Raw genomic sequence first — 14891 nt, forward strand, 5'->3', positions numbered from 1 at the left:
GGACCAGACGGGAGGAACCACTCTTAACCACTCCAAATCTTAATTCACACGCCACAATGATGCTTGTACAAACGCTTTCTTCGCCGACATCGACAATATGCTGGAAAACCTGACCTTGAGGATACTTGATCAAATTTGACAGGATGTTAGTATCAAGAAGATATTGATAGGTCATTGGGTGGTACTAAAATGTGATGTCATCAAGGGGAAGCAACCCTTCATCTATGTCAGGAAAATTGTCTGTAATGTCTGGCAAAGTAGTCAGCAAAGAAAGTAGAGAACCGGAAGAAATCGGCTCAATGATTAAGCGATGACCTTCTTTGCGTAACAAAACTTCTGTGCTTGATAGGGCAAGTTCAGGAGGAATAGTTAAGACTTGCTCTTGTCCATTTGTTAGTAAAGAAACCTGACGCAAGTTTTGCATCTGTTGACCTCTTTGTTAATAATCGCCTTACTATTTTAACCTGAATATTGCTTGATATAAATAGGACTTGCTGAAAAAGTACGGGCGAAGCATTCGGATAGGAAATCTACGGTTTCAGCGATGGGTTATGCCCGAATGCTTCGCCCCTACAGGACGCTATGTTCTGTTGTAATCGTCGAAACTGCTCATCTGAGATATTAACAGTAATGGAAGCCATTAAAAATCTCAAAAAAAAATCGCCCCGCCCTTAGGCGGGAAAGAAAGAAAAAAAAGAAAAAAGTAAAAAAGGGTAAAAAGGGTAAAAAGAGTAAAAGGATTACAGAGTCCTCCGGGCACCGCACACCACCCGAAAACTGCCGTCGTAGAGGCCGCGGCGGAAGTCGTGGAGTAACGGTAAGCGGAACGGCAGTCATTCGGAAAGTCGTACCAAGAACCGCCCCGCAGACATTTTAGAGGCGGAGAATGATTATCATTGTCAATCCACGCCGAGCCATCCTCCGGCGCATTCTTATAACTATCATGCCAATCGTCTTCGCACCACTCCCAAACATTGCCACTCATGTCATACAGTCCCCAAGCATTGGGCTTTTTCTGTCCTACGGGATGAGTTTTACCACCAGAATTTCCGTCATACCAAGCGTAATCTCCTAACTGATTAGCATCATCACCAAAATAATAGCGAGTGGTTGTCCCAGCACGACAAGCATACTCCCATTCCGCTTCTGTGGGTAGGCGATAGGTTTTCCCGGTTATTTGACTCAATTTCTCACAAAAGGCTTTAGCATCGTTCCAACTAACCTTTTCTACCGGATTTTGGGGATTATTTTTAAAGTGAGAGGGATTGTTTCCCATTACTGCTTGATATTGTGCTTGAGTAATGGGATATTTGCCAATGGCAAAACTGTTGACTTTGACTTGGTGTGGAGGCTTTTCAGAATTACTTTCAGCAGAACCCATGAGAAATTTACCTGCTGGTAAGCTTACCATCTCTAGTCTTATCCCATTGGCTAGTTTTTCGGTAAATGGAGTAGGTGAAGCAATTGGGGGTATTGGTGACACAGGCATCCTGACTGCTGCTTGTTGAACAGGTTGTAAAGCATTTAAAACCTGTTGTGCCGTCCATCTTTGTTTTCTATCTTTTTGCAAACACCCTTCAATAATTGGTTTAAACTCTTTCGGTAAACTAGGGATTTGTAGCTCACAATTCATCACCTTTGCCATTAATTGGTGAATATCATTATTAAACTTATAGGGAAGTTGATTAGTCGTCATTTCGATTAACATAATACCCAATGACCACAGATCCCAAGCTGGTGAAATATCACCTTTAAAGGCTTCGGGAGGCATATAAATAATTGTCCCGCTATTATGTACTGTTTGAGTGTGGCTTTTGTTATTTAAAGTTCTAATTAAGCCAAAATCTGCTAACTTGTATTGTTGATTAACCCTCAGGATATTACCCGGTTTTAAATCTCGATGGACCAGGGTAATCGCATGTTGATAGAGTTCTCAAATTCCGAGGAGTTAGGTCTAAAATTCGATGGGCAACTCAGGCTTTGACCTGCACAAGGCGACCGAATCTCTGGTTTTGCCAGTCATTATGGCCTAACAAACCCCGAACTGAGCTTATCTACTCAGTTCCTTAAATTCCCAAAACTCCTGATCAACTGCAAGATTAACATCTACCTCCCCTCTCTGTCAACGGCACTGGCGGCTAAGATTTTCACCATGAAATCATTGTTCATGCCTGCCTTATACCGTTTCATCTTTAGGCTCATTTTTGAGGGTTCTCGCTTTAACAGATTCACACTTAAACGGCGCAACAGACCTAGGTTTTCCGCTCCATAGCCTAGACGAATCCGACTGGCATCTTCATTAAAGGTAACATCGAGTACCCAATGGAGACTATTTTCGATACTCCAATGTCCGCGAATCACCTCGGCCTGTTTTTGGGCATCGGCTGCTAAACTACTGATGAAGAAGCGAATTTCTGTCGTAGTTTTATTCCATAATTGGCGGACACTGCGAACCATGACTAGGGTGGTTAGGCCAGGCCAGAGACTCTGCCGATGCAGGGGCGGTAATTGAGACACTGGCACTACCCAAATTTGACGGGTTTCGAGCCGGTGATGCCCCGACTCCACCTTTTCGTGGTAGCTGTATTCAATCCCTTGCCAATCCCCGGCTATAGCTTGGTCAAACCAGCCTTCTACTTGTTGAAAGAGCTTGCCCTGATTGCCTTTGAGGGCTAAGACGTAATCTCCAGCCCCAGACTTGATTTGTTGGGCAATTTCAGTCTGGGTTCCCATGGCATCCAAGGTGACTATCGCTCCCTTGAGATTGAGCAATTGCAGCAGGTGCGGCACGGCGGTAATTTCATTGGATTTACTGTCCACTTTTTCTTGGGCTAAGACTAACCCATGTTCGCTACTCCAAGCACTGACGGTGTGCAAAGCTTTCAGCTTTTCCTCTCGGTCATAAGAATTTCTGGCCGTTTTCCCATCTATGTGGATTAGTTCTATGTTCAATTTCTCGGTGATTTCCTCTATCCAAGCGAGGAATCCTGACTGTAATTGCTTGGGTTCTAGCATCCCTAGCACTCTGCCAAAGGTATCGTGGGAAGGTATGCCATTCGGTAGGTCTAAAAATGTTTCCAACCAAGATTGCTTGGCTTGTCCGTAGGCTTCTATGGCGACAAACCCATCGGCACCAGCTAATACCGCCAAGATAGCTATGGTAATTATCGATACTAGGCTATGATTGCGCCCCCTGTCCGCTCTCGGGTCTTCTAGATGCTGAAAATGTTTCAAGACACTGTTTCTTAAGAGCTTTGCCTCTCGCTCTTGCTTGGGGTTTAAAACTAGGAGACCAAAACCGGATGCCATGCTCAACTGCTACACCATGTAACTTTTTGCTTCCTCTCAGATTAACTCCTCTCAGTTCGCCCTGCTAGGCACGACATTCAGTCACCTCTGTCTGTTACATTTTATCCAAAACGACGTGCGATTACCCTGCTGCATCTCCCCACCACCAGCCAGGTTCTTCTGTTGGGTTCCAGTTTTAGGATAAACCTCGAAAATGTGATGCTCCCCCCAAATAGACATTTGCCTCGTTTAAGGTTAGACTGAGCTTAAGTGGGAATATTTGTCTTTGCTTATGTAAGTCGGGACTAATAAAGCCGCTGCTATCTATATTTGTATAGTTTTTTTATTTCAATCTAACAGGAGTTTAACTTATGAGTCAGATAGCTATCGATAAAATTTACGAGACAGATTTCTATCAATGGACAATGAAACAAGCCCAAGCATTAAAAGAACAAAATGTCCAAGAATTGGACTGGGAAAACCTGATTGAGGAGATCGAAGCCTTGGGACGTAGTGATTATCAAGCAGTGGTCTCCTTACTAACTCGAATTATGCAACACCGTCTGAAGATTGATTACGCTAATAAGCCTGAGTGTAATCGCCATTGGCAAGCCGAAATCAAAGCTTTCTCTAACACTCTTAAGCGTCGCTACAGTCCATCGATGAAGCCTAAGCTAGAAGTAGAATGGCAAGGGATCTATTCGGATGCAGTTGACCTGTATTTGATTGACTATCCCCCTTCTAACATCCCTGAAACCTGTCCTTATCATTTTAATGATTTATTTTGATGCCAGAAACTCACCTTGATTTCTTAAAACTTAGGCACTTCCACAGGCTAGAAGCCTGTTCCACACAGGTTATATTTACCTCGTTTACCTCGTTCCCAAGTTCTACCTGGGAACGCCATTTTCAGGTTTACCTGAAGAATGATATATAGCGGTTCTCGCATCTGTGCGGCACACTTAAACCTTTGCTGATTAAGCTGTTCATGATCGGGAATGTACCTCGTGTGAATCAGAAACGCTATATATGAATAAGGCAAAGCCTAAATCCTCTGGTTCCAAGGCAGAGCTTTGGAACCAGAATACACAGGTTATATTAGAAGTCTGTTTCACCATTAAATGAGATTAGAAATTATGTTTACCGCTAAACCGATGACTACTGCTACTAAGATAAAAGAGAGGATGGAATGAAAGAGTGTCATGCGCCGCATCGCAACACTTTCAATGGATACGTCCGATGTTTGGTAACACATAGCGATAGTAAAAGAGTAATACATAAAATCCCAATAATCCACCAGTTCTTGATTGGGAAAGTCCAAACCTTTGCGGTAAGCGGATGAATCTTCTGCGGATAGTTCATCGTAGTAGAGTCTGGCATAATACAGAGCAAAAAAAGTATGTACCAGAGTCCAGGACAAAAAGATCGCTAATAGGGATAATCCCATGTGCAAATTCGTCAACAAGGGAGTCCATTGCTTCGAGTTGTTGAGCAATAAAGAAAGAGCAATTAACCCCATACCAGAAAATAGCAGCACAGCAAATAAAGTGCTAATACCCTTGGGTTCCTGCTGTTGAGACAAGCGAAAGGTATCTTCCGCAGTCGCTTTGGACATTTGCACTGCTAAAACACTCAAATAACTTAGTATCGCTAGATCGTAAGCCAAGAGAAACCGCAATTCCTGGTAAAATTCTCCCGTGATTAAATAAACGAAAATTGCCACTGTCAGCGTGAAGAGAAACCGGTTGATGGGAGAAGTCAGCCGAAAAATCATTTTTTGCTTGGCGGTCATTTTTAAGAGCCTTGATTTTCACAGATCTGGTTTAGGTGAAACGGTATGGGTTTCTCAGGACAGCCTAGCAGTCAATTCTCAGGTGAGGGCAGACAACTGGCCCCTCTCTTCCCCTCAGGTAAAAATTCTCGATCGAATTGGCAATTTATACCTGGACTTCCCCGTTGACAAAAAGCCATAACCTGTGCTGTAGAAGGGATTAAGAGAATTTCCAGCGCCCCGTTACTGGGTACAAATCAGGGAAAATCCCAATAAATCTAACGCTTTTTGTTGCAGTTGGGTCGGTCGAGTTATCTTAGAAAAACGATAACTTCCCTCCCTAATCATACATTCCACTGTATTCAAGCAAATTGTCCCCACGTCTTCCAACAAAGTCCGAAAACTATGCACAGGGAGATTCTCTTGATTCCGTTTTTGGCGTTGCATAATAGAGATATGAATGGAGGAAATCAAAATGCAATGCCCTGAATGTGAATCTACCCATATCCGTAAAAATGGCATCAATAAACAAGGTAAACAAAATCATATTTGCGTCACCTGTAGTCGTCAATTTATTGATAGCTATGAAAAACAGAAAGGCTATGACGAAGAAACGAAGCGAGAATGCCTAACTGCCTATGTTAAAGGGATGGGATTTCGAGGTATAGAACGGTTGAAGGGAGTTCATCATACAACGATAATTAATTGGGTAAAATCTGTGGGAAATTTATTGCCAGTCGCCTATGACCCGGAAACAATTCCTGAAGTAGGGGAACTAGATGAATTGGAAACCTTTGTTGGCTCAAAAAAAAACAAAATCTGGGTGTGGACAGCCGTCGACCACTTTAAAAAAGGAATTTTAGGTTGGGTAATCCCCAGACCATAGTAGCGAAACGTTTCGCCCCTTATGGGAATTAGTTAAGTCTTGGGGATGCTATTTTTATGTGAGTGATGGATGGTCAGTTTATCCATGTTTTATAGCAGAGGGCGACCATATAGTTAGGGTATGCGGCAAAAAGTTTCTCGTGGGGGTAGGGTGTGGGGTGTGGGGTGTAGGGTGTAGGGTTTTACCAATTTTCATCTGGTCAATTACCTAATTTTCAGAGAAAAAGTCCCTGAATTTTCCCCCCGATCCCCGCAATGGCTGGCACTTTTTGAGGGTAAAAAAGTCGAAAAGTCCTATCCAACAAGGTTTTTAGATTTATTCAGCAGACCCTAGTTAGTAAGACTTATATGACCAGAGTAGAGGGTGAGAACACAGGTTTAAGACATTATCTAGCCCGATTGCATCGCCAAACACTCTGCTATTCTAAGTCTAGAGAAATGTTAGGATACTCTATTCGTTTATTAATTCATTATCTGAAGTTTCAAGAAGTGCCTATTCCTTACTGATTCATAGCTTGATTCAGCAACGCCGAATCTTCTTTTGTGGTATTTTTAAAAACTAGACTCAAACTAACTTTTGGATACGATGCACAGTTGCCATTCATACCTTGATTCAGCAACGCCTACTTTTTCTGTAGTATCTGTGAAGGTCATCTTGATCGGTGTTGGTTGGTATATGCTTGACACTGGCATAAACGGCGTTTTATTGTCAGGAGGGAAGACGGGGAATCAACCCGGAACTCGTGTCTGCAAGCAAGCTATTCTGTCCCTTGTCAAGATTAATGGCAGACTCCAGTATAGTTGGCATTGCCGTGCTGAAGTTTAAAGACGCGATAATTGTTGTCTAAACTAAAGCTTAGAGGAGTACCAGCTTGACTCTTGCCTTTAAAGGTATTATTGCCCTGATAGGTTGTTAGAGCAAGTCCCACGGGTTGCATTTCTGGGGGAGTGGCCGCTCCAAAGGCATCAATCGTGATAGATTGATGTTCTTTGTCGATAACCACCACGTCTCCTTCGGCAATGTCCGTCACTGATTCCACTATCGTTACGGCAATGGGCCGTTTTCTCTGGATCGATGCGTCATCAATGACAGAGGTATAGACCTCTTGCATAATTTTTTTATGGTGCAGTGGAGGGTTTTGCTTTTTTCTCTATTTTTAGATTGAATTCGAAAAAAGAATAAATGTGGTTCTTCGTTACTTGTTATGGTTCGATAGGGTGGACTAAATCGACTAAATCCTTATCTGGCAAGAGATTTAATTGATTAGTTCGTTTTAGAGCGAAAACAATTGACAAAAATCGCCAAATGTCTTTCTACTTAGGGTGATAAGCAAACCTTATCTATCGGAGGGCGCAGGTTCCTTGCGCCCCTACAGTAACGGATTTTGTCCACAATTTAGGGGCGAACTGCGTTCGCCCAAAAGGTACATTATCAAAGCGCAAGTCCCTAAGTGCATGATTGTCTGTCCTAACTGAGAAGTTAATTTTGTCCTATTACTTAAGTACATTAATCTCATTCCGAGATTTCGATCGAACTCACCGCTCTTTGCCAACGTTTTTTCCAGTGGCTAGTCGGTTCCAAGTCACTGCGATCCTGTTCGCTGCGACGACGTTGTATAATCACTTCGGCTGGGTCGGTTAAAGCTGCATCTCGATAGGGAATAGCGGCCTTAGTTTGCAGATGTTCCCGTTCCTGTGCCGATAGAGATGGGGGTAAGGACAAAAAACTGGCTATTGTCCCTGGCGATCGCCGCCCGACGCAATCGGTGGCTCCAATCTGCAATCCTGCTAATTGTAAGGCCCTTCGCACCGAGGCAGCACAGGAATAGGTGACTAAATAACCCGTCGGACTCAGGCATTTGGCCACTAAAGCTAAAAACTCCACCGTCCACAGTTGCGGACATTTACCCGGGGAAAAGGGATCGAGAAAAATTGCCTCCGCTTGAAAACCCGCCTCAATCACCTTGGTTATCGTCTGTCGCGCATCCCCGATTAACAGTTTAGCCGTGAGATTAGGCAAGTCTAGCCGGTGATTATGGGCAAAATCATTTAAATATTCGGGAATTGGTTGACTCCAACTATTTAAGAGATTTTCTCTAATAGCTGCCAGGGGAACCACTCGATCGCTTTCTAAAGCTAATAATTCTACCCGACAATCCCCCCTAACTCGCCAAATGGCCGCTAAGGCTGCGGCGCTATTGTACCCTAAGCCGTAACAAATGTCAAGAATTTTCAGATTATTGCTCTGGTCTGCTTTTGCTGCCAGACGACTGGAGAGGATAAATTTTTTCTCGGCTTCTTCCCTTGCCCCGGAGGTAGAATGATAACATTCGCCGAATTCGGTCGAAAAAAAGGTATAAGAACCATCCTCAGTGGCTTTTTGCGGGTAGGCTTCGGGGGAGACAAGCATGGTGATGAAGAATGTCTTTGAGGTGAATATCGGTTTCCAGTAGGCAAGCGTGACCACTATTGGGTAGAATCGTTAATTTTGCCGCGGGTAACTGCTGAATTAGGCGTTTAGCCTCCGCTACCGATGGTAACAGTCGATCGCCTTGACTGGCTATCACTAACACCTCCAATTGCAGACGTTTTAACTCGCTGGCACTAACCTGAAACCGTTGTAACTGGGATAAACGCCAGCTAATCGTCTTCGGTGGGACGTATTGCATGGCTTTGAGGAGAGAGCGGCGATCTTCCCGGGATATTCGACCGATAGCGGCGAGAAAGGGTAAAATAGTTAGTGCCGAGCTGCCGTGGATGAAATCGGGCATTATCTGGGTGATAGCGATTCCCAAGCTTAAAAGAGGTCTTTGATTAAAAGAAGAAGCCGGGTTAACTAAAATCAGTTTTTTAAGCAATTTTGGTGCTTTTGTCGCTATTTTTAAGGCTAAACAGCCGCCAAAAGACTCACCGCAGAGATAGACTTTTCTCGATTGTCCCTTTAATTCCTGTGCCAATAAAGCAATCACGAGGGCGCTTAACTCCTCCCAATCACCGAGATATTGCGGGGAAATCGCCAAACAACGCAGATCGAAGTAAGGGGCAAGGTTTTTAATCTGACGATGGTATAGTTGGCCGCTGCCATCCATTCCGGGTAAAAATACAAACAGGGGATAATCGGGACGGGAATGACGGGGAATCATCCAACTGACAGGTTGTTCCATGGTGCGAGAAGCGCGATCGATAAGTAGTCGTGCAAAATTAATTTCCTAGTCGAGACTCCGAGACTCCGAGACTCCGAGACTCCGAGACTCACAAGACAGCTATTAGGGATCGGATTTGAGTTTTCAGTTCACTGTTTACTGATCACAGCAGCAGTCTGACGGAGTAGTGGCTTAGATGTGTAATTAATTGTGCTAGGACTTACGCATTGACAGGATCGACCAAATATGAGGTATGGGTTTCGGGCATTTTAACGTGATTTTTTGATGACTTTTGAGCGATCGCTATCGATCAGAAGTTAATCGCCAAAAGTCTGAAACGACGGATTTTCGTTCATACACATCATGGTGAATTTGTACAGTGCGTAACTCCTATGTGCTTAGATACTTATTAAAAAAGTTTTTTCTGTTCAGGAGCCTTCCGGGTTTAGAATATCAGGGTTTACCCCTAGTTTCTCTTTTTCTTTTTAGGGTGCGTAGCGTCCTTCGGTGGCTGATAACTGAATACTGAAATTACTCGTCTTCAGCGAAAATAAAGCGAGTTAGTTCACTAGGATCGGGTTCGGGGCTAGATTCGGCAAATTTAACCGCTTCATCGATTTCAGCTTGAATTTTCTGCTCGATTTCCTTTAATTCCTCTCTCGTCGCCAGATCTCCCTCGTAGAGGTAGGCGGCAAAGCGAGTGATCGGATCTCTTTCGCCCCAGAATTGTTTCTCGTCAGCACTGCGTAACTCGTCGGGATCTGCCAGAGAGTGACCCCGGAAACGATAGGTTAAGGCCTCAATTAAAGTCGGCCCCTCACCGGCGCGGGCGCGAGCCACGGCCTCTCTGGCGGCGGCATGAACGGCGACCACATCCATACCGTCCACTTCCACACCTACCATACTAAAAACACTGGCTTTTTTATAGATTTCTGGTTGAGAAGTGGCTCGATCGTGGGCCATACCGATCGCCCACTTATTATTTTCCACCACATAGATAATCGGCAACTTCCAGAGGGCGGCCATATTTAGACACTCAAAAAACTGGCCATTATTACTCGCCCCATCCCCAAAGAAACAGACCGTTACCTGATCGGCACTGGCATCACCCATGGCTTCGCGACGGTATTTACTTTGAAAAGCCGCCCCAGTAGCGACGGGAATCCCCTCGGCCACGAAAGCGTAACCCCCTAAAAGCTTATGTTCGGCGGAAAACATATGCATGGAGCCACCCCGTCCTTTACTACAGCCGGTAGCTTTTCCGAATAACTCCGCCATCACCTCTTGAGCGGGAACTCCGGCGCTGAGGGCGTGGACGTGATCGCGATAGGTGCTAGAAACGTAATCTTCTCCCTGACGCAAGGCTTTAATAATACCGCTAGATATCGCTTCTTGACCGTTGTAGAGGTGGACAAAACCGAACATTTTGCCCCGATAATACATTTCGGCACATTTATCTTCAAACATCCGCCCCAAAACCATATCTTCGTATAGGCGAAGACCTTCAGCTTTGGTAATAATGATGGAAGCAGGATCAAAGGTTGGTAAAGTACGTTCGGAAATCATAGGGTCTGTAGTATCATTTAGACAACAAAAAAGCAAGGGGAGAGGAAGCGGTAGATTTTTCGAGAATTCTGGCAGTGAATTTTTTGGTCTTAACCCAAGGGGTTCTTGGTATTTTCTCTCTCAAATCTAATCTTAGTCAGTCAGAGATTGGCTAGGATAAGATGGTATCTTGTTATTTTACTCGCTCCGCTCTCACTTACATCACCTTAAATGTCGGCAGGATGCCCCCGTTACACCCGTAGGGTTAGCGGGGGAGGAATACCAACCAGTATAAAACGAGCGTAGCGCATCAACGCTAAATATGTTATGCTTCACCGTGGTGAGTTTTCTGGAACCGTGGAACAAGTCCTGACCCTAGTAGTAAAGCTTCAAGTGGGTAGCGAACAACAACAATTGTTGTCCGATACCTGTTCGGCTTTTGCGTCAGCTTGTAACTGGATTAACGAGAACGTCAATCCCCGGTTGACTAACCGGAACTCGATTCAGGCTGTCTGTTATCAGGACGTTAAGAATCGGTTCGGACTGACGGCTAACCACGTTGTCAGAGCTTGCGGTCAGGTGGCGGCTAATCGTTTGACAGCAAAACAGAAGGGGAAGAAGGTCAAGAACTTTGCTCCAACAAGTTTCGACTGTGACGCTCGAACTTTTCGTTTCGTCGAGAAAGATTGGGTGATTACCGTTAGTACCAAGGGAAAACGGCTAACCCTCCCCCTGAGAGCCAGTAACTACCATCGGGGGAAACTAACTGGACGGAACCCGACATCCGCTCAAGTATGCTTACATCGTGACGGTGGTTGGTATGTCCACATCCAACTAAAATCGGAACCGCCAAAACCTATCAACGCGGATAACATTATCGGGGTCGATTTCGGTCGTCGTGACATTGCGGTAACATCAACCGAAAAATCGTGGTCGGGGGAAAGCATTAAGGAAACGAGGGATAAATATAGTCGCGTTCGAGCTTCTCTGCAAAAGAAAGCGTCTCAAGGCACTAGAGCCACCCGTCGTAGGTGTCGGGAGATATTGAAACGGCTATCGGGGCGGGAGAGAAGATACCAAGCGCACTTAAATCATGTCATCAGTAAAGCTATCGTTGCCGAGGCAAAACTAACTAACTCGATTATCGCCATAGAAGACCTAACTGGTATTCGAGAAAGAACCAACCAACAACTGCGGAATAAGACCGAAAGAAGGCGGTCTAACTCTTGGGCTTTCTATCAACTTCGACAATTTCTCGAATACAAAGGCATTAAAGAAGGGGTTGAGGTGATCGCGGTTAATCCACGATATACTTCTCAAACTTGTCATTGTTGCCTACATATCGGAATTAGAAGCGGTAAATTGTTTAAGTGTAGTAATAAGGCTTGTGGTTGGAGCGGTGACGCAGACGCAAACGGTAGTCAGATGATTAGACTTTTGGGGTTGAGTGTAATCGGGCCCAGAGATCCGAATTTATTGGCTTGCCCGATAAGTTCAGGGTTACAAAAAGCTCCCGTTAAGCTGACGCTTTAACGGGAGTAGATTACTAAGGACTCTCCAGAGTTGAGGTACAGCTAACCGTGCGAATTCCTCTCGACTACTACAGGATATTGGGAATCCCCTTTCAGGTGAGTGCCGAGCAAATTGATTTGGCCCACGCCGACCGGGGACGGCAATTGCCACGTCAAGAATACAGTCAAACAGCGATCGTTGCCCGTCAGCACTTGTTAGATGAAGCTTACCAAGTGTTAAGTGCTGCGGATCGCCGTCGTGATTACGATGCTGAATTTTTCGACCCCAATCCCTTGCTTCTCAACCCAGAAAGCAGCGCCGAAAACCTCGATTCTCACGCTGGGGAGGTGGCCGCCGCTTCCTCAGAATATCCCACTCCCCAGATTACCATTGCCCCCGCCGATCTCGTGGGAGCTTTGCTCATCCTGCAAGAGTTGGGAGAATACGAGTTAGTGATTCGTTTGGCCGAAACCTATCTAGAGTTAGAGCCAACTACTCGCCCAGACATGATCTTAACCTTGGCTTTGGCCTACGGGGAATTAAGTCGGGAATATTGGCAGGATAAAAATTATGAACAGGCGGCCAGCACCGCGGCCAAAGCCCTGACTTGGTTAGAACAAGAACAAATGTTCCCGCAAGTGGCCAGCGAGATCCGTCATGATTGCGATCGCCTGCGTCCCTACCGGATTCTGGAATTGTTATCCCAAGAAAAAAAACCCAGTCTTGCCCGTCAGCGCGGCTTAAATCTCTTGGAGGAGATGTTGGCCGCTCGCGGCGGCATCGATGGCCAGGGCGACGATCGCTCTGGGTTAGGGGTGGATAATTTTTTACGCTTTATTCAACAGTTACGGGTTTATTTAACTCAGGCCGAACAGGAGAAAATCTGGGCAAAAGAGGCACAACGCCCCTCGGCGGTGGGTAATTATCTGCTGGTCTATGCCTTGATCGCCCGCGGGTTCGCCCAAAAACAACCCGCCGCTATCGTTGCGGCCAGCGATCGCCTGCAGCAATTACAAAAACATCAGGATGTCTCCCTAGAGCGCTCGATCTGCGCCCTACTGCTCGGTCAAACCGAACAGGCAGGCACAATTTTAGAAAAAAGTCAAGAGCAAGAAATATTAAATTATATTAAGGAACAATCCGGGCAATCTCCCGATCTCTTACCTGGGTTATGTCGTTACGGTGAGCGTTGGTTACAAACGGAAGTTTTCTGCCATTTTAGTGATTTAGTCGAGCGGAAAGCCTCACTCAAAGAGTATTTTGCCGAGGAAGAGGTACAAAACTATTTAGAAGAATTGTCAGGTTTTCCTGACGAAAAAGTTCCCGTGTCGGTTCGAGAAAAGACCGGCGAACCCTTAGAATCGGAAGTAAATGTTCTCAAAACCCACACCCCCCCCACCCATTTAAACCCAGTGCCAGGAGCGACACCGATGAGGGAATCTGCTTATTCTTCTTCCCACTCTCGTCCCCAAAAACCGTCTTTAGCTAGAGCTAATGGTGAGCGGACAAGCACTGCTGTACCGTCCCTGAGAGCCACAGCCCAGGAGGAAACTCTCACCCCCTATACTCAGGGTAATGTGGTGATGACAGCAGCCTATCGTCAACCGGCACTTAATCCCCCCCGTCGTCGTCCTAGTCGCCCGCGTCCCCAAGCAGTGGGTAACTCCGGGCCGGCAGCCCTAGAAACGGTAAAAACCGCCGTAGTCGCACCGAAACGGAGACGACCGGCCCGCAGAAAACTGCGACTCGATCGAGTGGCGATATTGGGGGTAGGATTAGTGGGAACGATCGCGGTCTTGGCCCTGGGGGTGAAGGCAATTGTCGATAGTCAATCTCCTTTGGCAGCCTTGCAAGGGGAACAGTTACCGATTTCTTTGCATACTCCCATACTAGAAATCCCCTCAGCTAATGCGGAAGTGATCGAAGGGACTCCCTTGGGCAAGGAAACAGCCAAGGAGACGATTCAAGCTTGGTTAGGGGCAAAATCGGCTGCTTTTGGCAGTGAACACCAAAAAGAGCAATTGAAAGAGGTTTTAACGGGTTCAGCCTTGGAAATTTGGCAAAAACGAGCGGCGGCTTTACAGGGAAATAACTATTGGCGCTACGATCATCAAGTGGATGTGCGATCGGTCACTAATAATGCGAAAAATCCTAATTTAGCGACGGTGGAAGCGACAGTAAACGAAAAGGCCATGTATTTCCATAATGGCAAGGAAATTGTCAATCGTTCCTATAATGAGTCCTTGAACGTGCGCTATGATTTGGTACGGCAAGGAGATAAATGGTTGATCGAAAAAACCCAAGTTTTACCCTAATTTTTCCCGATTAAATCCCCAAAAAACCTCGGAATTATGAATTATGAATTGGGGAAGTGGGGAGCAGGGAGCGGGGGGTGGGGGAGAAGGGAGCGAGAAGTGGGGAGATGGGAGCAGGGAGAAAAAAGCTGATCACTGATTACTGATCACTGATTACTGATTACTGAAGATCGACTCCTGCAAAGGAAAACCTTGTACCTCACCATTAAGATAACTTCTATATCTTTAGACTGATAAATGCTCGATTCGCTTAATATTTTTTAACATAAAATATGCTCTTTGATTGCTGTAATTGGTTCCCTAGAAGTCAAGCTAATGAGTTATGATCCTAGGTAGGGATCCATAGTTCTTAGAGGAAAAAAGCGGGGCAATCTCAATGTTTTGCCCACCGACAAGACCATGATTTTGATCTTTTAAAAGTCTCGCATAAGT

General features: G+C 45.4%; 10 protein-coding genes and 5 pseudogenes. 5 read left to right on the forward strand and 10 right to left on the reverse strand.

The genetic code is table 11. The annotated features are described in order from the left end of the window. Position 1: 1 nt before the first annotated feature. The 4 genes and pseudogenes from GQR42_RS29820 to GQR42_RS03570 form a co-directional block, all read right to left on the reverse strand. Positions 2-175: pseudogene (locus tag GQR42_RS29820) on the reverse strand (type II toxin-antitoxin system VapC family toxin); the annotation flags it as partial. A 9-nt stretch (positions 176-184) separates the two neighbouring features. After that, positions 185-424, reverse strand: a complete 240-nt coding sequence (locus tag GQR42_RS03560) for an antitoxin (protein ID WP_158198926.1) — start codon at positions 422-424, stop codon at positions 185-187. Positions 425-740: 316 nt separating this feature from the next. Beyond that, a pseudogene (locus tag GQR42_RS03565) lies at positions 741-1912 on the reverse strand (SUMF1/EgtB/PvdO family nonheme iron enzyme); the annotation flags it as partial. Positions 1913-2106: 194 nt separating this feature from the next. Further along, entirely contained in the window at positions 2107-3309 is a 1203-nt protein-coding gene (locus tag GQR42_RS03570) for an ISAs1 family transposase (RefSeq protein ID WP_233271251.1), read from the reverse strand. Positions 3310-3659: 350 nt separating this feature from the next. Here GQR42_RS03570 and GQR42_RS03575 point away from each other — a divergent pair, with 350 nt between their 5' ends. After that, positions 3660-4076, forward strand: coding sequence for a DUF29 domain-containing protein (locus GQR42_RS03575; protein ID WP_002765837.1), 417 nt, complete (start codon positions 3660-3662; stop codon positions 4074-4076). Between the two features lie 329 nt (positions 4077-4405). Here the strand turns inward: GQR42_RS03575 and GQR42_RS03580 are convergent, their stop codons facing one another. Together GQR42_RS03580 and GQR42_RS03585 are read right to left on the reverse strand one after the other, a co-directional pair. Further along, positions 4406-5080, reverse strand: coding sequence for a DUF1345 domain-containing protein (locus tag GQR42_RS03580; protein ID WP_158198927.1), 675 nt, complete (start codon positions 5078-5080; stop codon positions 4406-4408). Positions 5081-5302: 222 nt separating this feature from the next. Continuing rightward, positions 5303-5503: pseudogene (locus GQR42_RS03585) on the reverse strand (IS1634 family transposase); the annotation flags it as partial. A 31-nt stretch (positions 5504-5534) separates the two neighbouring features. Here GQR42_RS03585 and GQR42_RS03590 point away from each other — a divergent pair. Together GQR42_RS03590 and GQR42_RS03595 are read left to right on the forward strand one after the other, a co-directional pair. Further along, positions 5535-6060: pseudogene (locus GQR42_RS03590) on the forward strand (IS1 family transposase); the annotation flags it as partial. A 214-nt stretch (positions 6061-6274) separates the two neighbouring features. Next, positions 6275-6451, forward strand: a pseudogene (locus tag GQR42_RS03595) (IS1 family transposase); the annotation flags it as partial. A 272-nt stretch (positions 6452-6723) separates the two neighbouring features. Here GQR42_RS03595 and GQR42_RS03600 read toward each other — a convergent pair. The 4 genes from GQR42_RS03600 to pdhA form a co-directional block, all read right to left on the reverse strand. Further along, the gene (locus GQR42_RS03600; protein WP_233271252.1) at positions 6724-7056 is read right to left on the reverse strand and encodes a hypothetical protein; all 333 of its coding nucleotides are present in this window, start codon (positions 7054-7056) and stop codon (positions 6724-6726) included. 401 nt (positions 7057-7457) lie between these two features. Beyond that, the gene (locus GQR42_RS03610) at positions 7458-8354 is read right to left on the reverse strand and encodes a tRNA (5-methylaminomethyl-2-thiouridine)(34)-methyltransferase MnmD (RefSeq protein WP_158198930.1); all 897 of its coding nucleotides are present in this window, start codon (positions 8352-8354) and stop codon (positions 7458-7460) included. Then, positions 8314-9108, reverse strand: a complete 795-nt coding sequence (locus tag GQR42_RS03615) for an alpha/beta fold hydrolase (RefSeq protein WP_158198931.1) — start codon at positions 9106-9108, stop codon at positions 8314-8316. The genes GQR42_RS03610 and GQR42_RS03615 overlap by 41 nt, the downstream gene beginning before the upstream one ends. 510 nt (positions 9109-9618) lie before the next feature. After that, a complete protein-coding gene (gene pdhA / locus GQR42_RS03620; protein ID WP_158198932.1) occupies positions 9619-10653 on the reverse strand; it encodes a pyruvate dehydrogenase (acetyl-transferring) E1 component subunit alpha in 1035 nt (344 codons plus the stop codon). Positions 10654-10959: 306 nt separating this feature from the next. Here pdhA and GQR42_RS03625 point away from each other — a divergent pair, with 306 nt between their 5' ends. Continuing rightward, a complete protein-coding gene (locus tag GQR42_RS03625) occupies positions 10960-12165 on the forward strand; it encodes an RNA-guided endonuclease InsQ/TnpB family protein (RefSeq protein WP_158198933.1) in 1206 nt (401 codons plus the stop codon). A gap of 47 nt (positions 12166-12212) precedes the next feature. Beyond that, a complete protein-coding gene (locus GQR42_RS03630) occupies positions 12213-14459 on the forward strand; it encodes an IMS domain-containing protein (RefSeq protein WP_158198934.1) in 2247 nt (748 codons plus the stop codon). The last annotated feature ends 432 nt before the right edge of the window (positions 14460-14891 follow it).

Origin of the sequence: Microcystis aeruginosa FD4, from assembly GCF_009792235.1 — a bacterium.
Taxonomy (GTDB): domain Bacteria; phylum Cyanobacteriota; class Cyanobacteriia; order Cyanobacteriales; family Microcystaceae; genus Microcystis; species Microcystis viridis.

Excerpts from the sequence above, each read along its gene's own strand:
- GQR42_RS03560 (WP_158198926.1), bottom strand. The coding sequence starts at position 424 with ATGCAAAACTTGCGTCAGGTTTCTTTACTAACAAATGGACAAGAGCAA.
- GQR42_RS03570 (WP_233271251.1), bottom strand. The coding sequence starts at position 3,309 with ATGGCATCCGGTTTTGGTCTCCTAGTTTTAAACCCCAAGCAAGAGCGA.
- GQR42_RS03575 (WP_002765837.1), top strand. The coding sequence starts at position 3,660 with ATGAGTCAGATAGCTATCGATAAAATTTACGAGACAGATTTCTATCAA.
- GQR42_RS03580 (WP_158198927.1), bottom strand. The coding sequence starts at position 5,080 with ATGACCGCCAAGCAAAAAATGATTTTTCGGCTGACTTCTCCCATCAAC.
- GQR42_RS03600 (WP_233271252.1), bottom strand. The coding sequence starts at position 7,056 with ATGCAAGAGGTCTATACCTCTGTCATTGATGACGCATCGATCCAGAGA.
- GQR42_RS03610 (WP_158198930.1), bottom strand. The coding sequence starts at position 8,354 with ATGCTTGTCTCCCCCGAAGCCTACCCGCAAAAAGCCACTGAGGATGGT.
- GQR42_RS03615 (WP_158198931.1), bottom strand. The coding sequence starts at position 9,108 with ATGGAACAACCTGTCAGTTGGATGATTCCCCGTCATTCCCGTCCCGAT.
- pdhA (WP_158198932.1), bottom strand. The coding sequence starts at position 10,653 with ATGATTTCCGAACGTACTTTACCAACCTTTGATCCTGCTTCCATCATT.
- GQR42_RS03625 (WP_158198933.1), top strand. The coding sequence starts at position 10,960 with ATGCTTCACCGTGGTGAGTTTTCTGGAACCGTGGAACAAGTCCTGACC.